This is a genomic window from Agrobacterium sp. GW821-FHT14E08 (assembly GCF_058803865.1).
On sequence record NZ_JBXAPJ010000006.1, the window covers coordinates 1 to 21,373 of the forward strand.

Here is a 21,373-nt window from a genome sequence, read left to right on the forward strand (position 1 = left end):
AAATACTGGTAATTGAACAGGCCCGCAAAGCTGACATTGGCCGGGTTGAGGAGATTGTAGTTCTGGAACGAGAACCACAGGGTCATCGCCAGAGGCACGATCATCCACACCAGCAATAACAGCACCGATGGCGCAAGCATAACCCGCGCAAGACCGCTCGTGTTTCGGGTTGCCATTACACTAACCTCCCCTTGGGCCTGCGCGCCATGACATGCGCCCGGCATATCCGGAAGAACCGGCTCATTCTTGTTTTGATTTGAAAGGCATTAAAGCCGCATCGCGGCTTCCGGCCCGGAGAGTTCGCTGCCCGGCATTGGCGCCGGACAGCGATCTTCGGGAGGATTACTTGATGTAACCGGCGCGGGTCATTTCACGCGTTGCTGTCGACTGGGCGCCCGCAAGCGCATCGTCAACGCTGGACTGACCGGCAACGACCGCCGAGAACAACTGACCGACCGTGGTGCCGAGCGCCTGGAACTCAGGGATCGCCACGAACTGGCCACCCGTATAAGGCACGGGCTTTACGGTCGGCTTGGTGATATCGGCGGCATCCATCGCGGCAAGCGTCGGCTTGGCGAAGGCGGCGGCCTTTTCATAATCGGCGTTCTTGTAAAGCGAGGTGCGGGTGCCCGGAGGCACGTTTGCCCAGCCTTCCTTGGAAGCGACGAGCGTGGTGTAATCCTTGCTGGTTGCCCAGGAGATGAACTTTTCAGCCGCATCGGCCTTCTTCGAGCTCTTCGGGATCGCAAGGTTCCACGACCACAGCCAGTTGCCATGGTTCTTCAGCTCGCCATGCGTCGGGAAGAGTGCATAACCAACCTTGTCGGCAACGGTCGAATCCTTCGGGTTTGATACGAAGGAGGCAGCCACCGTGGCGTCGATCCACATGCCGCATTTACCCTGCTGGAACAGCGTCAGGTTTTCGTTGAAGCCGTTGGAGGATGCGCCCGACGGACCGGCATCCTTCATCAGATCCACGTAAAACTGCAGCGAGCTCTTCCATTCCGGCTGATCGAACTGCGGCTTCCAGTTCTCATCGAACCAGCGGCCACCGAAGGAGTTGGTGAGCGCGCTGATGAAGGCCATGTTTTCGCCCCAGCCGGCCTTGCCACGCAGGCAGATGCCGTTGATATCGGCCTTGCGGTCGGTAATCTTGCGGGCGGCGTCGCCGATGAATTCCCAGGTCGGGTTTTCAGGCATCTTCAGGCCTGCTTTTTCAAACAGATCCTTGCGATACATGATCATGGCGGATTCGCCATAGAAGGGTGCCGCATAAAGCTTGCCTTCGGCGGAGAGACCACCACGGATCGCCGGCAGGATGTCATCCACGTCGTATTTGTCGCCAAGCTTTTCGAGCGGCAGCAGCCAGCCCTGCTTGGCCCAGATCGGCACTTCATAGTTGCCGATGGTCATGATGTCGTATTGGCCGCCATTGGTGGCGATATCGGTCGTCACACGCTCGCGCAGGACGTTTTCTTCAAGCGTGACCCATTCGACCTTGATGTCGGGGTTCTTTGCCGTGAAGTCGGAGGTCAGCCCCTGCATGCGGATCATGTCGCCGTTGTTCACGGTGGCGATGGTCAGCGTCTCAGCGGAAGCAAGGGTCGAAAAGGCGAGGGCCGAGCATGCGCCCAGCAAAATGGTCTTCAGTGTCATATCTTCCTCCCAGAAGAAAAATGATGAGCATTCGCTTTGCTCTGGGGCATTTACTCACCCGCAGCTGAAAAAAGTCAAGCGACTTCCTGTGCTGCGACGCACATGGAAAAATCAAGCCATTGATTTTATGATATTAATTTTTGCTCAATGCGTGAGCAAATATTCACTTGTCACTTCATCAGTGATGAGGCCGTTCAGAAGTCCACCCCTCAGCGCCGCCAGAATCGAGGCATTCTTGCGCGCGCCCTGCGCCATGCCGATGACGGTGCAGGTCTCTCTTGAAGGGATGGGTACGGAGGCGACGCGCTCGTTGACGGAATGCTCGAGAATGCGGCCATTGGCATCATACATCCAGCCGCAGATTTCGCCGACGGCACCACTTGCCATCAGAGCCTTCATCTCGTCGACACCCAGAAAACCATCGACGCAGAGCGGCGCGTTTTCGCCGAGTTCGCCAACACCGACGAAGGTGACATTGGCCGCGGAACCCAGCGCCAGTGTGGAGCGCACCATGGACTGGTCGTGCAGCAGTTCCCGCTCTTCCGCGGAGGAGCAGAGGACAGGCAGCGGCATCGGAAAATGCCGCGCCTTGATGGCATCGGCCATGCTGAAGATGACGTTGTAATAGGCAGCGGAGCCGTCCGGCCCGATATTGCCAGTCAGTGAGACGATGCGATGCTGCGGGCACTCCATCGGCGGCAGCTGGTCGACGGCGGCCTTCAATGTACGGCCAGTACCGATGGCGAGCACGATGGGATCGGCATTCTTCAGCCAGCGTTCGATCTCCGCCGCCCCGGCCTCGGCAATGCCGACAGTGGAGGAGACGCCGGCCGGATCGCTCGGCACCACCTCAATATATCTAAGGTCGAATTTTTCCTTGAGCCGCTCGGCTTTTTCGAGACAGGCGGCGATGGGGTGATCGAGCCGGACCTTGATCAGCCGTTCGGCAACGGCCAGCGACACAAGCCGCTGCGCCGACTGCCGGGAAATGCCCATGGCGGCGGCAATCTCATCCTGTGTGCGGCCGGCGACATAATAAAGCCAGCCGGCACGGGCCGCATCGTCCAGCCGTCCATGTGCGTCGTTTCGTCTGGCCATGCCGCTGCCCTCTAGGAATTATGCTTGCGCATTTGCTGGCATTTTTTTGCGTCGGCTGTCAAACGGGGGATGCGGAAGAGAGCGTGCGGCAGAATGAAAAATGCATTGGCACAACGGTGCGGCGCGCTTCTTCTCCCCGAGGGGGAGAAGGTGGCCCGAAGGGTCGGATGAGGGGGAACCCTCTCCGAATATCACTACCCTCGCCCCCTCATCCCGCTGCCGCGACCTTCTCCCCGGCGGGGAGAAGAAACAAGGGGCAACCACTCGCTCCCGTATCAGCCTCAGCCCGAAGCCGACACTGTTCGATCACGCCGCTTCCTGCACCAGATGCCCTGCGGAAACCTCGCGGTAATGGCGCTGCGGCGGCACATAATCCACCGGCCGGATCGGGCTTTTGATCTCGTCCGTCGCCATGTTGCGCCGGATCTGCCGTCGCGCCGGGTCCGGCACCGGAACGGCAGACATGAGCTTTTTCGTGTAGGGGTGCTGCGGATTGTCGAAAACCGCCGCGCGCGGCCCGATCTCCACGATTTCGCCGAGATACATCACCGCCACACGATGGCTGACGCGTTCCACCACTGCCATATCGTGCGAGATGAACAGGAAGGCCAGATTGAGGCTTTGTTGCAGGTCGAGCAGCAGGTTGCAGACCTGCGCCTTGATGGACACATCGAGCGCCGAGACCGCCTCGTCGGCGACGATGACCTTGGGGTCGAGCATCAGCGAGCGGGCAATGGCGATACGCTGGCGCTGACCGCCGGAAAATTCATGCGGGAAACGCCGCATCATATCCGGGCTCAAGCCCACCTTTTCCATCAGATCCGCCGCCTTTTCACGCGCCTGCGGCTTCGTCCCCAGCCGGTGCTCGATGAAAGGTTCCATGATCGCCGTACCGATGCTCATGCGCGGATCGAGCGAGGCGAAGGGATCCTGGAAGATCATCTGCACGCTGCGGCGCATGGTGCGCAGCGTCGTCTTGTCGAGCTTCAGGACCTCGTAACCGTCGAGCGTCACATTGCCCGAGGTAGGCTCGATCAGCCGGGTGATCGACCGCCCCGTCGTGGATTTGCCACAACCGGATTCGCCGACCAGAGACAGCGTCTCGCCCTCGGCCAGATCGAAGGAAACCTTTTCCACCGCATGCACGGCGCCGGATTTGCGGCCAAAAAGACCGGAACGGATATCGAAACGCGTGGTCAGGTCCTTCACGGAGAGAATGGGCGTGCGCGAACCGGATACCGTGTCCTTCACCTCCACCACGGGCTGGCTCTCGCCGGTCTTGATATCGATGATCGGGAAACGGGCCGGCAGCACGCGCTCCTTCATCGAGCCGAGCTTCGGCACCGCCGAAAGAAGAGCGCGCGTATAGGGGTGGCGGCCGCGGTGGAAGATATCGTCCGTGGTGCCGGTTTCCACCACGTCGCCGCGGAACATGACGATGGTGCGATCCGACACTTCCGCAACCACGCCCATATCATGGGTGATGAAGAGAACGGACATGCCCTCTTCTTCCTGCAATTGCTTGATCAGGTCGAGGATCTGGCCCTGAATGGTGACGTCGAGCGCGGTTGTCGGTTCATCGGCGATCAGGAGTTTAGGCTTTGAGGCGAGCGCCATGGCGATCATCACGCGCTGGCGCATGCCGCCGGAAAACTGGTGCGGATAATCGTCGAAACGGTTCTTCGCATTGGGAATACGGACCTTTTCGAGCAGGCGAATGACCTCCGCCTTCGCAGCGGATGAGGAAATATTCTGATGTACCGTCAACGCTTCGGCGATCTGCTTGCCGATCGGGAAGATCGGGTTGAGGCTGGTCATCGGCTCCTGGAAGATCATCGAAATGTCCTTGCCGCGAACCTTGCGCATCTCCTCTTCCGGAAGGGCAAGCAGATTGCGCCCGCCCAGCATGACCTTGCCCTCGATGCGGCTGGTCTTCTTATCCAGAAGCCGCATGATCGACAGCGACGTCACGCTTTTGCCAGAGCCGCTTTCCCCGACGATCGCCACCGTCTCACGCGGCGCGATCTCGAAACTCATGTTGCGAACCACGGATTTCCAGCCGCCATCGACGCGGAAGGATGTGGTCAGATTTTCAACCGAAAGAACCGGGCTTACCGAGCCGCCGGTCTGTTCCATGGACGTTGCCGCCAAAAGCATGCCGATCTCCTGAAAAGCGAAAGGCGGCCATGAAGGCCGCCGGATGTCTTACGCAGCAAGCGCGGTTTCGGCCATCGAGACCCAGTAGCTGATGCCATAGGGCAAAGCGTCGTCGTTGAAATCGTAAGCCGCATTGTGAAGCCCGGCGGTATCGCCATTGCCGATGAAAATGAAGGCGCCGGGGCGCGCTTCCAGCATGTAGGAGAAATCCTCCGCCCCCATATGCGGGTTGGGATTGGTGTTGACGGCATTTGCACCGGCCACGCCCATCGCCACGCCGGTCGCGAATTCGGTCTCGTCATTGTGGTTGAAGGTGACGGGATAACCGCGGTCGTATTTCACCTCGGCGGTCGCGCCATGCGCCATGGCGGTAGCAGTGGCCACTTCCTTCAAGCGCTTTTCGGCAAAATCGCGGGTTTCCGGCAGCAGGGTGCGTACCGTGCCCGTCAGCGTCACCGAACCGGGAATGACATTGCCCGCGGTTCCGCCGTGGGTGGTGGCGACGGTGACGACGAGCGATTTCAACGGGTCCGTCTCACGCGAGACGATGGATTGCAGGGCGATGATGATATAGGCCGAGGTCAGAACCGGATCGATGGAAAGATGCGGTGCGGCCGCATGGCTGCCCTTGCCGGTAATCGTGATCTCGAAGGCATCCGCCGCCGCCATGGTCGAGCCCTTGCGAATGGCGAATTGCCCGACGGGAATGCCCGGCTCGTTATGCATGCCATAGACCTGTGAAATACCGAACTTCTCCATCATGCCGTCGTTGAGCATGGCAAGCGCGCCTGCCCCGCCCTCCTCCGCCGGCTGGAAAATGACCGCGACGGAACCCTTGAAATTGCGGGTCTCGGCCAGATATTGCGCCGCCCCCAGAAGCATGGCGGTGTGCCCGTCATGACCGCAGGAATGGGCCTTGCCCGGAACCTTCGAAGCCCAGGGCTTGCCGCTGGTTTCCAGAATCGGCAAAGCGTCCATGTCGGAGCGGAAACCGATGGTGGGGCCATCCCCGTGCCGCCCCCGGATGATGCCGACCACGCCGGTCTTGCCGATGCCGGTCTCGACGATGTCGCAGCCGAAGGACGTCAGTTTTTCGGCCACGAATTTCGATGTTTCGAAGACATCGTAAAGCAGTTCCGGCGTCTCGTGCAGGTGGCGCCTCCAGCCGGCAACATCTTCCTGCATCTCGGCCACACGGTTCAATATCGGCATTCCCATTTTTCCTTTTTTTGTTCCCCGCCGGGTTGTCGGGAGCCATATTGCGTTTGGAATTTCTGCTTTTGCAAGTATGAATTTTGCTGCATGAGCGAAAAATAGGCCTAAAGGCGAATGGCACAAATTTTGTTCATCAATAAAAGTTTGGGGCTTGCTTTTCAAAAAAACTGACAATAGCATCATCGAGAATGGAGGATTATTCCTTAGCAAAGTCAAATACTTACAAGAACAGACCTTGCACATGACGACGGGAAAAGCGTCAAACATTCAAATAGATAAAATCCAAAAAGGGGAAAACAACAATGAAGAAGCGCAGCGTTCTCTTTGCCAGCACGGTGGCGGCCATGGCTCTGGCAGGCTCTGCCGCCCATGCCGAGCGTGGCAGTGACGGCGAACTGAAAATCCTGTTCTGGCAGGCCGTATCGACACTTAACCCTTATCTTTCTGCGGGCACGAAGGAAGTCTACAGCTCGTCCATGGTGATTGAGCCGCTGGCGCGCTACGACGAAAAGGGCGAGCTGGTGCCGATGCTGGTCAACGAAATTCCGACGGTCGACAATGGCGGCGTCGCAAAGGACCTGCTCAGCATGACCTGGAAGCTGAAAAGCGACGTGAAATGGTCGGATGGCACACCGTTCACCGCCGAGGACGTCATTTTCACCTGGAAATATTGCCTTGCACCGGATGGCGGCTGCGCGCAGGCGGCGCAATATGAGGGCGTGAAGAATGTCGAGGCCGTCGACGCCCATACCGTCAAGATCAGCTTCACCGAACCGAAACCTTACCCCTATTCGGCATTCGTCGGCGCGCAATCGCCGGTTATCCAGAAGAAGCAGTTTGAGAAATGCGTTGGCGCTGCTGCGCCCGGCTGCACTTCCGCCAATTTCGGCCCCATCGGCACCGGCCCCTTCGTGGTCAAGGATTTCAAGCCGAACGACGTGATCAGCTTCGTCGCCAATACCAATTATCGCGACCCGGCCAAACCCGCCTTCGCAACCGCGACCCTGAAGGGCGGCGGTGACGCCGCTTCTGCCGCGCGCGCCGTGCTGGAAACCGGCGAATTCGACTATGCCTGGAACATGCAGGTGGAGCCGGAAGTCCTCGCCACCATGGTGGCTGCCGGTAAAGGCAAGCTGGAAACCGCCTTCGGCACCCAGGTCGAACGTATCAATCTAAACTGGTACAATCCCGATCCGTCGCTCGGCGACAAGCGCTCCACCAAGGAGGGCGGCCCGCACCCGGCCATATCAGACCCGGCCGTGCGCCGCGCGCTTTCGCTTGCCATCGACCGCGATATCATCGACGAGGCCGGTTATGGTGAGGCGGGCAAGCCGACCTGCAATATCGTGCCGGCGCCGGAAGCCTTCGCGTCCACAAAGAATGACAGCTGGTGCCTGAAGCAGGTTGTGGAAGGCGCAAACAAGCTGCTGGACGATGCCGGCTGGGTAAAGGGCGCCGATGGCATCCGCGCCAAGAACGGCGTGAAGCTCTCCTTCCTCTACCAGACCTCCACCAATTCCGTTCGCCAGGCCACGCAGGAGCTGGTGAAGGACATGTGGTCGCAGATCGGCGTTGCCTCCGAGCTGCGCAATGTCAGCGCCTCGGTCTTCTTCGGCGGCGACCCGGCAAGCCCGGATACCTTCCAGAAATTTTATGCCGACGTCGAAATGTACACCAACAATTTCGACGGCACCGACCCGGAAAAATACCTGGCGGAATGGCTGTGCGACAAGATCCCGGCACCCGCTAACGGCTGGCAGGGACAAAACATTCCGCGTTATTGCAACCCGGCATTCGACAAGCTGGTCGGCGAACTCTCCAAGACCGCAGACCTTGCCAAGCGCGGTGAGATTTCCAAGCAGCTGAACGACATGCTGACGGAGGAAGGCGCGCATATTCCGCTCATCCACCGCGGCAGCGTTTCCTCGCATTCGCTGACGCTGGAAGGCGTTCGCATGAATGCCTGGGATTCGGAACTCTGGAACGTCGCGGACTGGTCCCGCAAGAAGTAACACGCAGATGCGCCGGCTTCTCCCCCCGGAGAGGCCGGCCTTCTGCATGCCCCTGGACCATGATCTGAAGACACATTTGCCGCGCTAAGGCGAAAACGCTCCCAATTTTCGTCCTGCCGTGCTCTGGGTCTGGAGAGTTTCAGATGTTTACCTTTACGCTCCGGCGGCTTGCCTTTGCCGTACCGACGCTGCTTGTCATCAGCTTCGTCATCTTCGCGCTGCTCGATCTTGCGCCGAATGACCCGACCGGCGACCTGCCGCTCACCATCCCGCCGGAAGTGCGCGAGCAAATCCGCGCCTCGCTCGGCCTCGACCAGCCCTTCTTCATCCGTTACCTGATGTGGCTGCAGCAATTCTTCATCAACGAGCCGCTGAACCTCATTGAAAGGCTGACCGGCTGGCAGATCGGCGATGGCAGCCGCATGCGGGTGCTCTCCTGGGCGACACGCAGCCCGGTGGTCGATCTCGTCATTCAGCGCATGCCGCAGACACTGTGGGTGGTAGGCCTCGCCTATCTCTTCGGTGCGCTGCTGGCGATCCCGATCGGCGTGATTTCCGCCTACAAGCAATATTCGATCTTCGACCAGATCGGCACCTTCGTCTCGATGGTGGGTTATTCGGTGCCGACTTTCTTCACCGGCGTGCTGCTGGTGGTCATCTTCAGCTCCTACCTGCAATGGTTCCCTTCCGTTTATGACACCAACCTTCAGGTGACCGACTGGGGAAGTTTCGTGGCGCAGGTGAAGCAGATGTTCCTGCCGGTGCTGGTGCTGACGCTCTACAATGTCTCGCAGATCAGCCGTTTCGTGCGCGCCTCGATGCTCGACAATCTGCACCAGGATTATGTGCGCACCGCACGCGCCAAGGGCGTGAAGGAAAAATCCGTCCTGCTCATCCACGTGCTGCGCAACAGCCTGATCCCGGTCGTTACCGTGATCGCGCTCGGCGTGCCGACCATCTTCTCCGGCGCCATCATCACCGAGCAAATCTTCCGCGTGAACGGGCTTGGCCAATTGCTGATCACCGCCGTTCAGGGCGCGGATATTCCGCTGGTGCAGACGCTAACCTTCATTTTCGCGGTGCTTATCGTGCTCTTCAACCTGATTGCCGACGTGCTGTACGGCATTCTCGACCCGAGGATCCGCTATGACTGACGCCACCATCGCAGCGCCGACGGTTGCGGCCACCCCCACGCAATCCGCCCTTGCCGACATCTGGAAACAGTTCCGCGTTCACAAGGGCGGCGTGGCAGGGCTGATCGTTTTCGTCTTCATCCTGCTTGCCGTCTATGTCGGCCCCTATATCCACACCGTCGCGCCCAACGCCATCAATGTGAGGGAGCGCAACCAGTGGCCATCATGGGCGCATCCCTTCGGCACCGATAATCTCGGCAAGGACATGCTGGCGCAGGTTCTGGCCGGCGGGCGCATCTCGCTTGCCGTCGGCATCACCGCCATGTTGCTGGCGCTGTTTCTCGGCACGCTGGTGGGGGTGCTGTCTGGCTATTTCCGCAGGCTGGACGGCCCGCTGATGCGGCTGACCGACCTGTTCCTGGCGCTGCCGCTTTTGCCGCTGCTGCTCGTCATCCTGATGCTGTTTCGCGATACGCTGCGCGCCGCCTTCGGGCCGGAAACCGGTATCTTCATCTTGATCGTCTTCGTGATCGGGATAACCAGCTGGATGCATACGGCCCGCATCGTGCGCGGCGATGTGCTGACGATCAAAAGCCAGGAATTCATCATGGCGGCGAAATCGAGCGGCATGCGCGAATATCGCATCATTCTGAGGCACATCCTGCCGAATGTGCTGAGTTCGATCATGGTCTCGGCCACGCTCGGCATCGCGGCCGCCATCATCACGGAATCCGCGCTGTCCTTCCTCGGCCTCGGCTTCCCCTCCGATTTCCCGACCTGGGGACGGCTGCTGTTCGATGGCGCGAACTTCCTTCAACTGACGCCCTCGCGCGTGCTGTGGCCGGGGCTGGCGATTTCGCTAACGGTTCTGAGTGTGAATTACATCGGCGATGCCGTGCGCGATGCGCTTGATCCAAGAGCGCTGAAGAGTTGAGCGCTCCCCTTCCTTCATCCCTGTGCTTGTCACAGGGATCCAGCCAGCCCAAGTCCTTGGGCTGAAAGGAGTCTCCCTGCCGCGCAGACGCGCGTCGGCTGGATTCCTGTGACAAGCACAGGAATGAGGTTGAGGGGATGCCCCGGCACATAAAAAACGAACGCGCCCTAGTGATAATTCACCTTTTCCGCATCGAGAATGCTGTCCGCATCCAGCGCCGCAATCGGAATATCGCTACGCGCCGGAATATCGCCGGAAAGCTGAAGCGCCAGATAACGCCCGCAGCAGACCCTCAGGAACGAGGTGAAATTGCCAAGATCGTGCCCGGCATCGATCGATTCATTATAAAGCTTCGCGATCAGCTGCACGCTGTTCATGCCATCGCGACGCGCGATCTCATCCAGCGTCGACCAGAAGAAGTTTTCAAGCCGCACGCTGGTGACCATGCCATCTATCCTGAGCGACCGCGTATGGCTCTCCCAGAGCGTCGGGTCTGCCTTGATGAAAAGCTTGCACATGGTTTCCTCCCTTACCACGCCTGAAAGATAGGCGGAAAACGGGGCCGGAAAAAGCCCCGTTTCGCAGGTCTTATTTGCCGAGCACGGCCATGAATTGCGAAAGCCAGGCCGGATGCGCCGGCCATGCGGGCGCCGTTACCAGCTTGCCGTCGGTAACGGCCGCATCGATGGCGATATCGGCATAGGTGCCACCCGCCAGTTCCACTTCGGGGCGGCAGGCGGGATAGGCCGAGCAGGTGCGGCCCTTCAGGACGCCCGCAGCCGCGAGCAGTTGCGCACCATGGCAGACGGCGGCCACCGGCTTGTCGGCCTCGAAGAAATGTTTCACCGCCGAGAGCACATCCGCATTGAGTCGCAGATATTCCGGCGCGCGGCCGCCCGGAATGACCAGCGCATCGTAATCCGCCACCTTGATATCGGCGAAGGTGGCGTTGAGCGCGAAATTATGGCCGCGTTTTTCCGAATAGGTCTGGTCGCCCTCGAAATCATGGATGGCCGTGGCGATGGTCTGGCCCGCTTTCTTGCCGGGGCAGACGGCGTGCACCGTGTGGCCGACCGCGAGCAGCGTCTGGAACGGCACCATGGTCTCATAATCCTCGGCGAAATCGCCGGTGATCATCAAAATCTTCTTCGGCATGTCTGCTCCTCCCGTTTTCGAATGCCTTTGGGCACCCTAACAGGCAGGATCGAGATGCGGGTATTATGGCAATACTACAGGGCCGATAAAGCTGGGATCAGCGGGCCTGCGGCGGCGGCGGCCAGCGCCGCACACCACCGCCCCAGTTCTCGAAGGCTTTTGAAAGCTTCAGCACGAACAAATCCTCGTAACGCGGCCCGACGATCTGCAAACCAATGGGCATTCCCGATCTGGAGAAGCCGCAATTGATCGAGGATGCCGGCTGCTCCGACATGTTCCACGGCACCGTGAAGGCGATATGTTCGAAGGGCCGTTCGGGATCATTGGTGGGCGAGGCCCAGTCGGCCGGATAGGACACGATGGGATTGACGGGTGAAATCACCGCATCAACGGACTGCATCAAGTGCCCGCAGGTCTTACGCATTTCCATGGTCTGGTTAAAACCGAACACGGCGCGCGAACCGGAAATATCCGCCCCCTTCTGCGCCCATTCATGAATATAGGGAAGGATCGCGGCACGGCGGTCCGCGCTCAGCGCCGCCATGTCGCCCCAGAACTTCGCCCGCCAGAAATCGTCCAGCCCGTCCAGCATTTCCCGTGTCAGCACCGGCTCGACCGGGATGACGATGGCGCCGGCAGCCTCGAACAGTTTCGCAGCGGAGAGCACGGCGTCGCGCACCTCTTCGTCCAGCGGCAGACCGCAGCCGGCATCCAGCATCAGGCCGATTTTCAGGTCCTTCACATTAATATCGAGGTCCATCCAGTTGATATCGTTGGGCGGCAGCGCCGTGCCGTCGCGCCAGTCGGGACGGGAAAGCGTCGCCATGGCATAGGCGGCATCGGCAACGGTGCGGGTCATCGGCCCGGCGCAGCGGCCGGTATAATAGGGATCGACCGGAATGCGGCCCTGGCTCGGTTTGAAACCGAACAGGCCGGTCCAGCCCGCTGGCAGCCGCACCGAGCCGCCAATATCCGTGCCGATATGCAGTGTGCCGTAACCCGCAGCGCCTGCCGAAGCCGCACCGGCGCTGGAGCCGCCGGGGTTCTGGGTGGGGTCCCACGGATTGCGGCTGAGCTTGTGGAAACTGGAAAGGCCGGAGGAAAGCATGCCGTAATCCGGGCAGGTCGTCTTGGCGTAAATAATCGCGCCATCCTCACGGCAGCGGGCGGCCACCGGCGCGTCGTCAACCGCGGGTACCAGTTCCACCGCTTTGGTGCCAAGCGGCACCGGATGGCCTTTCGTGGCGATCAATTCCTTCAACGAGACCGGAATGCCATCGAGGGCCCCGAGCGTCTCGCCCTTTTGCCAACGTCCCGTCGAGGCCAGCGCCTGCCTGCGTGCATCCTCCGGATCGTAAGCATAAAGTGCATTCACCACCGGTTCGAAAGCATCGATACGCGCCTCCACCGCCTGCCAATATTCCGATGGCGAAAGCTTCTTATCCCGGTAAAGCGCCAGGATTTCGAGCGTGTTGAGGTCTATGAGATCGGTCATGGCATCGTCTCGTCAGAAAAACAGGAAAGTAAGGGCGATATCGGCTTGAAACGGTCAGCTGGTATCGCGCGGGTCCAGCAGGTCGCGCAGGCCGTCGCCGAGAAGATTGAGACCGAAGACGGCGAGCGCAATCGCAAGGCCGGGCATGATGGCGAGCCAGGGTGCTGTGCCGAGATAGGTCTGGGCATCGGCCAGCATCCGCCCCCAGGTGGCGGCGGGCGGCGGCATGCCGAGACCGAGGAAGGAAAGGCCTGCTTCCGTCAATATCGCAAGACCGAGCTGTATCGTCACCTGCACGATGATCTGATTGGAAATATTCGGCACGATGTGGAAAAGCGTGATCTTGGCGCGGTTTTGGCCGATGCTGGTGGCGGCGGTGACATATTCCCGCGACCATATCTGCAACGCCGCCCCCAGCGTCAGCCGGGCAAAGACCGGCACCATGAAGGTGGCGATGGCGATGATGGCGGTAAAACGTCCCGTGCCGATGAAAGCGCCGAGCATCATCGCCGACAGGATGGGCGGCACGGCGAAGATGATGTCGCAGATGCGCATGACCACGGTTTCGGTGAGACCACGCAGCGCCGCAACCGCCACGCCGATGGTCGTGCCGATAAATGCGCCGATGGCGACGGCGGCGATGGAGGTGGACAGCGAGTTCCACGCACCGGCCATCAGCATCGACAACACGTCGCGGCCGAAATGATCCGTGCCGAGGCCGCCATAAACGAATGGCGATTTCAGCTTCTGGACGATCTGCATCTTTGTGGGGGACACCGGCGTCCAGACCAGAGACAGCAGGGCGACTGCGACCAGAAAGACCGTGACGGCAATACCAACGGCAAAAGCGGGGCGGCGGCGGATCAATCGCATCATCGCGCACCTGCCCGCAGTCTCGGATCGATGAAGAGATAGGCGATATCGACCACGAAATTCATGACGATCACCAGCGCCGAGAAAAACAGCACGACGGATTGCATGACGACGATATCGCGCTGGGTCAGCGCCTGATAGGCAAGCCGCCCGAGACCCGGCAGGTTGAAGACATTTTCCACAAGCACCGCACCGGCAATGAGGAAGGTGAATTGCAGGCCGATCATGGTGACAACAGGGATCATCGCGTTGGGCACCGCATGCCGCCACAGCGCCACCCGCTCGCTCAGGCCCTTGGCGCGGGCGGTGCGCACGAAATCCTCATTCATCACTTCCAGCACGGCGGAGCGGCAGACGCGTGTAAGAACTCCGGCCTGCGACAGCGCCAGCGCGACCGCCGGAAGGATGAGCGCCGTAAGACCCGCTGAAAAGCTCGGCGTCCAGCCGGGAAAACCGCCTGATGGCATCCAGCCGAGCGTGGTGGAAAAGACGATGATGAGCAGCAGCCCGACCCAGAAGCCGGGCACGGCAATGCCCACATGCGAAAACAGCCCGGCTGCAAAATCCAGCGCCCCGTTGCGGCTCCGCGCCGCCGCAACGCCGAGCGGAATGGCGATGGCCACCGAAAGGCAGACGGCCAGCAGCGCAAGCGGCAGAGTAACGGCCAACCGCTCCAGGATCAGGCCCGCCACCGGCACGCCATAGGTATAGGATTGCCCGAGATCGCCATGAAACACGCCGGCCAACCAGTGGAGATAACGCAATGGCAGCGGCTGATCGAGGCCCATCTGCTTCTGCAGGGCAGCGAGCGTATCGGGACTCGCCGAGGTTCCAAGCATGATGGCCGCCGGATCACCCGGCAGCAGGCCCATGACGACATAGATGATGAGGGAAACGGCAAACAGCGTGATGACGAGGCTTAAAAGACGCCGGATGAGGACGGCTAACATCTGGCATCTTCTCCTTGCTTTGTTTTGCAGTCGGATATCGTGAAGAGATTTGTTGTCATCCCGCACACTCTTCCCTCATCCCTGTGCCTGTCACAGGGATCCAGCCGACACGCGTCCGCGCGGCGGAGAGACTCCTTTTAGCCCAAGGACTTGGGCTGGCTGGATTCCTGTGACAAGCACAGGAATGAGGTGGATGGGGAAACTGCGCCCTACCCCCCACAACAAACCCTATTCTTCCCAATGCACATCCGTCAGCACATTCGAGGGAATGGGCTCGTTCTCCCAAAGCCCCTTCACCTTCTTGTCCCAGACGCCAAGTTTCGGCATGACGAAAAGGAAGAGAGCCGGCACATCTTCCGCGAGGATTTTCTGGGCTTCGCCATAGAGCTTTTCCTGCTCGCCGGCATCCGCCGTCTTTTCGACATTCGCCACGACCTCGTTGAAGGTCGGGTTCTTGTAATTGAAATAATAGGGATCGCGCGCGTAGATATCGATATCCATCGGCTCCGCATGGGCAACGATGGTCATGTCGTAATCCGCGCCTTTGAGAACATCCGCCACCCATTTCGCCGGAAACTCGGTGGTCTCGATGGTCATGGTCACGCCGAGTTCGGCAAACATCGCCTGCAGGATTTGTGAGGTGCGCTGGGCATAGGCCATTTGCGGGGCCTTGATGGTGAAGTTGAAACCATCCGGATAACCGGCTTCGGCAAGCAGCGCCTTGGCCTTGTCGATATCAAAGGGGTGAACGCCCGTTGTATCGATATAGCCGCGGTCATTCGGGGTGTAATGGCTGCCGATGGCCGTGCCGAAGCCGGACCAGGCGCCTTCAATGACAGTACCGCGATCCACCGCCATCATCAGCGCCTGACGCACGCGCTTGTCGTCAAAGGGCTTGCGGGCATTGTTCATGCCGGCCACGACCTTCAACTCGGTATTGCCAACGAAGGTGCCGAGGCGCGCGTCGCCATCGAAGGAGGTCATCAGTTCCGGTGCGCCGAATTCCGGGAAGACATCGATATCGCCGGATTTCAGCGCCGCGGCCTGCGCCTGCGGGTCGGAGACGAAACGGAAGGTCGCTTTCTCCAGCTTCACCGCCACGGCCTTGTCCCAATAGGCGTCGCTCTTCTGCAGCTCGACCTTGTCGCCCTTGGCCCAGGCCACGAATTTGAACGGGCCGGTGCCGACAGGAGTGGTGCGGTTATTCTCCGCGCTTTTCGGCGCCACCATCACGGAGGCCGGCCAGCCGAGCCAGTAGAGAAGGCTGCCGGCCGGCTGCTTCAGCTTCAGCACCAGCGTTGCGGCATCCGGCGTCTCGATACTGTCGATGGCGGCGAAGAAGCGTTTCTGCGGATTGACCGAGCTTTCGCCACGCGCCCGATCCAGCGAAAATTTCGCGACAGAGGAATCGAAGGTCTCGCCATCATGGAAGGTCACGCCCTTGCGCAGCTTGAACGTATAGGTCTTGCCATCAGGGGAAATTTCCCAGCTTTCGGCAAGCTGCGGCTTTACCTTGCCTTCGCGGTCGATCTTCACCAGACCTTCGAAGACATTCTGCCAGGTGACCTGGCCGATGGCGACGGGGGCGGCGATGGTCGGATCGAGACCGGCCGGCTCGACGGCCATGCCAAGCGTCAGCGCGGTTTTCGGCGCGGCTTCGGCAACCGTTGCCGAAAGCGGCAGCCAGAGCGCCGTGCCCAATGCAAGGGTCAGCGCGGTACGGCGCGAAAGCGTTGCCGCCTGCGAAAGATAAGTGCGTGGCATCATTGTCCCCTGTCTGGCGGCCGGGGCATTTTTGCCCTCGGAAGACCGCCCTTTGCAAAAAGAGTGTCATGTTGCAGGCGCACACACAATCTCGATTTTTGTGTGCTCCGTGTAGCTGAAATGGCTACACGGAAATGCAGATAGAAATCAACCGTCCGGGCGGAAAGACCAAACCATCCCGCTTATCCCGCCGTCGCCTCGCGCATGAAGCGCTCGATGAAATCGGCGAGCTTGGAGGCGGCGAAGGACAATTGCCGGTCGGGCGCGACACAGAGATCGATCTGGGTATGGATGCCCTTCTTGCCGGAGAGCGGAACGGCGACCATCTGCCCACTGCGGATTTCCCGCGCCACCGAAAGCGCCGGCAGCAGCGTGGCGGCGGCGTGGCCCAGCACCAGTTCCTTCAGCATTTCCAAAGAGCTGGTGATGAAGACGGGATCAAGCTCGATGCCCCCATCGGCAAACAGCGTGTCGAAAGCCTGACGCGCGGCAAAACTCTTGTCCGGCAGGGCGAGCGGCAGGCTGGCCAGCTCCTTGAGCGAGACTTCCGCCTGCCCGGCAAGCGCATGACCGGCGGGAAAGATCGCGTCATAGCTGATACGGGTGCGCGAGCGCACTTTCACACCGGAAACCTTCGGGGCAAACAGACTGACGACCAGATCAGCCTCCGCCGCACCCAGCGCCTCCATTGCCTGGCGGGCGCTGGTAATATGCACCTCAAAGCGCAGCTTCGGATATTTCAGGCTGAACTGCGCCAGCACGGGTGCCAGAAGGTTCGCGACCGTCGCGCCATTGGCATAGACGGTAACCCGGCCGCGCTGCAGGCCCTTTAGATCGTCAATGAGCTGGTGCACATGGTCGAGTTCCCGCAACGTCTTGCCGGCGCGGGCGGCGAGCAGCTCTCCCGCAGCGGTCAGCTTCACGCCGCGGCTGGAACGCTCCACCAGCGGCGAGCCGAAATAATATTCGAGATTTTCGATCTGCCGGCTCACCGCAGTCGGCGCGACATTCAGGTTTTCCGCCGCGGCGCGCATGGAATTGGTGCGGACCAGTTCGTCGAAATACATCAGGGCGCGCAGTTGCATGGGGTGGGTACCTTGTTCGGGTGGGCCGGTGTGGGGCTCACCATATCATCGCAGCGTCGCGAGAAAATACTTCACCCGGGAAGATCGCTCGTGAAAGCAAAACTCGCCGCTTGTTTCTTCTCCCCGCCGGGGAGAAGTCCGCGGCAGCGGGATGAGGGGGCGACGGCAGAGATATGCGGAGAGCTTGCCCCCTCATCTGGCCCTTCGGGCCATCTTCTCCCCCTTCGGGGAGAAGAAAAAGGAGGCACCCTCGCGCCATCACGCGCGCTTGAAGCCCTCGCTCGCCACCAGCAGCTGCCTTGTATAATCCGCGCTGAATTCGCGGCTTTCCAGCGCTTCCGCCTCCAGCATTTCCACCACCTTGCCGCTTTTCATCACCGCAAGGCGATCGCACATGTGGCTGATGACGCCGAGATCGTGGCTGACCATGACGAAGGTCAGGTTACGATCCTTGCGGGCCTGTTCAAGCAGGTTGAGGATTTCCGCCTGAATGGAGGCGTCGAGGGCCGAGGTCGGCTCATCCAGCAGCAGGATTTTCGGCTCGACGATCAGCGCACGCGCAATGGCGATACGCTGTCGCTGGCCCCCGGAAAGCTGGTGCGAATACCGGAAACGGAAGCCGGTGCCGAGGCCCACCTCGTCCAATGCCCGGGCAATGCGCTGCTCGCGATTATCCAGACCTTGGATGACCAGCGGTTCGAGCAGCAGCGCATCCACCGTCTGGCGCGGGTGAAGCGAGCCATAGGGGTCCTGAAACACCATCTGCACATCGCTATAAAAGCTCTTGTCGCGGTGCTTGCCGGAATAGGAGCGCCCGGCGACCATCAAGGAGCCTTCATCAAAATGGTTGAGGCCGGCAATGGCGCGCAGCAGCGTCGATTTGCCGGAACCGGATTCGCCGACGATACCGAAAGATTCACCCTCGGCCACATCGATGCTGACGCTGTCGAGCGCGATGTAACCGTCGAAATCGACCACCATGTCACGGACGGAAAGAACTGAACTCATGCGCGCCACTCCGGCTTGCGTTCCAGAACCGGCAGCGGATGCCGGTGGCCGCCAATCTCCGGCAGGCAGTTCAGCAGGCCCTGCGTATAGGGGTGCTTCGCCTCTTTCAGATTGGCGGAAGCAAGCTCCTCCACCACCTTGCCGGCATACATGACCAGAACACGGTCGCAGAAAGACGATACCAACCGCAGATCGTGGCTGACGAAGATCAGCCCCATGCCGCGATCCCGCACCAGCTTGTCGAGAATGTCCAGCACTTCGAGCTGAACGGTCACGTCGAGCGCCGAAGTCGGTTCATCGGCAATCAACAATTCGGGGCCGCAGACCAGCATCATGGCGATCATGACACGCTGGCCCATGCCGCCGGAAACCTCGTGCGGATAAAGATCGAAGACGCGTTCGGGATCACGGATCTGCACGGCTTCCAGCATGGCGAGCGTGCGCTGGCGCGCCTCGCCGCTGCCGATCTTCTCATGGGTGCGCAGCGTTTCCATGATCTGGCGGCCGATGGGCATGACCGGGTTCAGCGAATATTTCGGGTCCTGCAGGATCATGGCCATGCGCTTGCCGCGCATGAGCCGCCTTTCCTTCGCCGAAGCTTTGAGAAGATCGATATCGCCGAAGCGCAGGGCATCGGCCTCGATGCGCGCACTTTTCGGGGTTAGCCCCATGATGGCGCGGCCGGTCTGCGATTTGCCGGAGCCGGATTCGCCGACAATGCCGAGGCGTTCACGTCCCAGCGTGAAGGAGACGCCGCGCACCGCCTCCACCAGCCCGGTGCGGGTGGGAAAGGAAACGCGCAGGTTCTCAACGGTCAGAAGCGGTGCGCTCATTGGTTTGCCTCCTTGGGGTCCAGCGCATCACGCAGGCCATCGCCCAGAAGGTTGAAACCGAGGCTGACGATCAGGATCGCAATGCCCGGCATGGCGGCAACCCACCATTGATCGAGAATGAACCGGCGTCCGGAGGCGATCATCGCGCCCCATTCCGGCAGCGGCGGCTGCGCGCCAAGGCCAAGGAAGCCAAGACCGGCGGCAGTGAGGATGATGCCCGCCATATCGAGCGTGACACGCACGATGAGCGACGACATGCAAAGCGGCATGACGTGTTTCAGGACGATGCGGAAGGGCGAGGCCCCCATGAGCTTCACCGCCGCGATGAAATCGGAATTGCGGAAGGTCATGGTTTCGGCGCGTGCGATGCGCGCATAGGGCGGCCATGAGGTGACCGCGATGGCGAGCACGGCATTTTCAATGCCCGGCCCAAGGGCTGCCACCAGCGCCAGCGCCAGAACCAGTTTCGGAAAGGCCAGAAAGATATCGGTGATGCGCATCAGAACGGCATCCACCCAGCCGCCGGCATAACCGGAGACGGTGCCGACAATGAGCCCGATGGGGGCCGCGATGATGGCCACCAGCAGCACGACAAAGAGGGTCAACCGCGAGCCATGAATGAGACGCGAGAGAATATCACGCCCCTGATCATCCGTGCCGAGCAGGTAACCTTCCGTCCCCGGCGGCAGAAGCCGGGCATTGCGCAGATCGCCCTGCACCGGATTGTGCGGTGCCAGCACATTGGCAAACAGCGCGACGAACAGCAGCGCAACAATGATGCCGAGGCCCAGCAGCGCCAGCCGGTTTTCCGAAAAGCGCCGCCAGATGACATAGGCACGGCCAAGCCGCGCCTGTCTGCGCGAGGCGGGCCGGTCGGAGAGCAGCCATTCGCGGCTGTAGGGTTTCAGTGTGTCGGTCGAAATCGTCATCGGCTGCGCGTCCTTGGATCGAGCGTCCGGTAAAGCAGATCGGAGAAGAGATTGATGCCGACGAAAATGGCGCCGATCACGATCGTGCCGCCAAGAACGGCATTCATATCCGCATTCTGCAGGGAATTGGTGATGTAGAGGCCAAGCCCCGGCCAGGCGAAGATGGTTTCGGTCAGCACCGAACCTTCGAGTAGACCGGCATAGGACAGCGCAATCACCGTTACCAGCGGCACGGCGGCGTTGCGCAGCGCGTGGAACCAGATGATACGGGTTTCCGAAAGCCCCTTGGCGCGTGCCGCAACGATATATTCCTGGGCGAGCTCGTTCAGCATGAAGGAACGCGTCATGCGGCTGATATAGGCCAGTGAAAAATAACCGAGCAGAGAGGCTGGCAGGATGATGTGGCGGAACAGGTCCCACAACACGTCCCATTGCCGCTGCCAGATCGCGTCGATCAGGAAAAAGCCCGTGACCGGCGTGAAGGTGAATTCATAGACGATATCCATGCGGCCGGGATAGGCGACCCATTGCAGCCGGGCGTAAAACACCAGCAGCGCCAGGAGGCCGAGCCAGAAGATCGGCACGGAATAACCGATGAGGCCGATGACGCGCACCACCTGGTCGGCAAAACTGCCGCGCTTGACGGCGGCAAGCACGCCCAGCGGTATGCCGAAAACGGCGCCGATGATGGTGCCGATCGTGGCAAGTTCGATCGTCGCCGGGAACACCCGCTTGATGTCCTCCATCACCGGATTGGTGGTGAGGACGGAGATGCCGAAATCTCCCGAAAGCGCCTGCTTCAGATAAAGAAAGAACTGCTGCCAGAGCGGCAGGTTGAGGCCGAGCTGCTCACGCACCCGCTCGACCACATGCGCAGGCGCGCGGTCGCCGACGATCGCCAATGCGGGATCGATCGGCACCACACGGCCAATGAAAAATGTGACCGCCATCAACCCCAGAAAGGTGGTGATGACGGTGACGGCGAAGCCGAGAATGGCCTTCACACGGGCGTTGGCACGGCGTTTGCCCTGCCTCGCCCGGCTGTTCGTTTCAACGATGCTCAAGAGACCGATCCT

18 protein-coding genes and 1 pseudogene are annotated in these 21,373 nt (G+C 60.6%); 3 read left to right on the forward strand and 16 right to left on the reverse strand.

Annotated features, from left to right (window positions below; translation table 11 throughout):
- The 5 genes and pseudogenes from AC1ROR_RS19845 to AC1ROR_RS19865 all read right to left on the reverse strand — a co-directional run.
- Window positions 1–176 (reverse strand): annotated as a pseudogene (locus tag AC1ROR_RS19845) (sugar ABC transporter permease); the annotation flags it as partial.
- A gap of 166 nt (window positions 177–342) precedes the next feature.
- The gene (locus AC1ROR_RS19850; RefSeq protein ID WP_003499050.1) at window positions 343–1,656 is read right to left on the reverse strand and encodes an ABC transporter substrate-binding protein; all 1,314 of its coding nucleotides are present in this window, start codon (window positions 1,654–1,656) and stop codon (window positions 343–345) included.
- Window positions 1,657–1,800: 144 nt separating this feature from the next.
- Window positions 1,801–2,754 (reverse strand): sugar-binding transcriptional regulator, encoded by a 954-nt coding sequence (locus tag AC1ROR_RS19855; RefSeq protein ID WP_080857879.1) that lies wholly within the window; start codon window positions 2,752–2,754, stop codon window positions 1,801–1,803.
- 306 nt (window positions 2,755–3,060) lie between these two features.
- The gene (locus AC1ROR_RS19860; RefSeq protein WP_498590456.1) at window positions 3,061–4,911 is read right to left on the reverse strand and encodes an ABC transporter ATP-binding protein; all 1,851 of its coding nucleotides are present in this window, start codon (window positions 4,909–4,911) and stop codon (window positions 3,061–3,063) included.
- Between the two features lie 48 nt (window positions 4,912–4,959).
- A complete protein-coding gene (locus tag AC1ROR_RS19865; RefSeq protein ID WP_498590457.1) occupies window positions 4,960–6,123 on the reverse strand; it encodes a M20 aminoacylase family protein in 1,164 nt (387 codons plus the stop codon).
- Window positions 6,124–6,428: 305 nt separating this feature from the next.
- Here AC1ROR_RS19865 and AC1ROR_RS19870 point away from each other — a divergent pair, with 305 nt between their 5' ends.
- The 3 genes from AC1ROR_RS19870 to AC1ROR_RS19880 all read left to right on the forward strand — a co-directional run bounded on the left by AC1ROR_RS19870 (window position 6,429) and on the right by AC1ROR_RS19880 (window position 10,205).
- Entirely contained in the window at window positions 6,429–8,138 is a 1,710-nt protein-coding gene (locus AC1ROR_RS19870) for a peptide ABC transporter substrate-binding protein (RefSeq protein WP_498590458.1), read from the forward strand.
- Window positions 8,139–8,281: 143 nt separating this feature from the next.
- Window positions 8,282–9,292, forward strand: a complete 1,011-nt coding sequence (locus AC1ROR_RS19875) for an ABC transporter permease (RefSeq protein WP_020813216.1) — start codon at window positions 8,282–8,284, stop codon at window positions 9,290–9,292.
- The gene (locus AC1ROR_RS19880; protein ID WP_080839770.1) at window positions 9,285–10,205 is read left to right on the forward strand and encodes an ABC transporter permease; all 921 of its coding nucleotides are present in this window, start codon (window positions 9,285–9,287) and stop codon (window positions 10,203–10,205) included. Before AC1ROR_RS19875 ends, AC1ROR_RS19880 begins: the two co-directional genes overlap by 8 nt.
- A 167-nt stretch (window positions 10,206–10,372) precedes the next feature.
- Here AC1ROR_RS19880 and AC1ROR_RS19885 read toward each other — a convergent pair whose 3' ends face one another.
- The 11 genes from AC1ROR_RS19885 to AC1ROR_RS19935 all read right to left on the reverse strand — a co-directional run bounded on the left by AC1ROR_RS19885 (window position 10,373) and on the right by AC1ROR_RS19935 (window position 21,361).
- Window positions 10,373–10,723 (reverse strand): ribbon-helix-helix domain-containing protein, encoded by a 351-nt coding sequence (locus AC1ROR_RS19885; RefSeq protein WP_080853594.1) that lies wholly within the window; start codon window positions 10,721–10,723, stop codon window positions 10,373–10,375.
- Window positions 10,724–10,793: 70 nt separating this feature from the next.
- Window positions 10,794–11,360: a DJ-1/PfpI family protein gene (locus tag AC1ROR_RS19890; protein WP_498590459.1), complete on the reverse strand. Its 567-nt coding sequence runs from the start codon at window positions 11,358–11,360 to the stop codon at window positions 10,794–10,796.
- Between the two features lie 97 nt (window positions 11,361–11,457).
- Window positions 11,458–12,855, reverse strand: coding sequence for an amidase (locus AC1ROR_RS19895; protein ID WP_498590460.1), 1,398 nt, complete (start codon window positions 12,853–12,855; stop codon window positions 11,458–11,460).
- Between the two features lie 54 nt (window positions 12,856–12,909).
- Window positions 12,910–13,731: an ABC transporter permease gene (locus AC1ROR_RS19900; protein ID WP_167377615.1), complete on the reverse strand. Its 822-nt coding sequence runs from the start codon at window positions 13,729–13,731 to the stop codon at window positions 12,910–12,912.
- Complete coding sequence (locus AC1ROR_RS19905; RefSeq protein WP_065655292.1) at window positions 13,728–14,678, reverse strand: ABC transporter permease; 951 nt, start codon at window positions 14,676–14,678, stop codon at window positions 13,728–13,730. Before AC1ROR_RS19905 ends, AC1ROR_RS19900 begins: the two co-directional genes overlap by 4 nt.
- Before the next feature lie 228 nt (window positions 14,679–14,906).
- Window positions 14,907–16,442 (reverse strand): ABC transporter substrate-binding protein, encoded by a 1,536-nt coding sequence (locus AC1ROR_RS19910; RefSeq protein WP_498590461.1) that lies wholly within the window; start codon window positions 16,440–16,442, stop codon window positions 14,907–14,909.
- Between the two features lie 182 nt (window positions 16,443–16,624).
- Window positions 16,625–17,527, reverse strand: a complete 903-nt coding sequence (locus AC1ROR_RS19915; protein ID WP_498590462.1) for a LysR family transcriptional regulator — start codon at window positions 17,525–17,527, stop codon at window positions 16,625–16,627.
- A 258-nt stretch (window positions 17,528–17,785) separates the two neighbouring features.
- The gene (locus AC1ROR_RS19920) at window positions 17,786–18,535 is read right to left on the reverse strand and encodes an ABC transporter ATP-binding protein (RefSeq protein ID WP_498590463.1); all 750 of its coding nucleotides are present in this window, start codon (window positions 18,533–18,535) and stop codon (window positions 17,786–17,788) included.
- On the reverse strand, window positions 18,532–19,368 hold the full coding sequence (locus AC1ROR_RS19925; protein ID WP_498590464.1) for an ABC transporter ATP-binding protein: 837 nt from the start codon (window positions 19,366–19,368) through the stop codon (window positions 18,532–18,534). The genes AC1ROR_RS19920 and AC1ROR_RS19925 overlap by 4 nt, the downstream gene beginning before the upstream one ends.
- On the reverse strand, window positions 19,365–20,297 hold the full coding sequence (locus AC1ROR_RS19930) for an ABC transporter permease (protein ID WP_003499027.1): 933 nt from the start codon (window positions 20,295–20,297) through the stop codon (window positions 19,365–19,367). Before AC1ROR_RS19930 ends, AC1ROR_RS19925 begins: the two co-directional genes overlap by 4 nt.
- A complete protein-coding gene (locus tag AC1ROR_RS19935; RefSeq protein WP_080839757.1) occupies window positions 20,294–21,361 on the reverse strand; it encodes an ABC transporter permease in 1,068 nt (355 codons plus the stop codon). Before AC1ROR_RS19935 ends, AC1ROR_RS19930 begins: the two co-directional genes overlap by 4 nt.
- Between the last annotated feature and the right edge of the window lie 12 nt (window positions 21,362–21,373).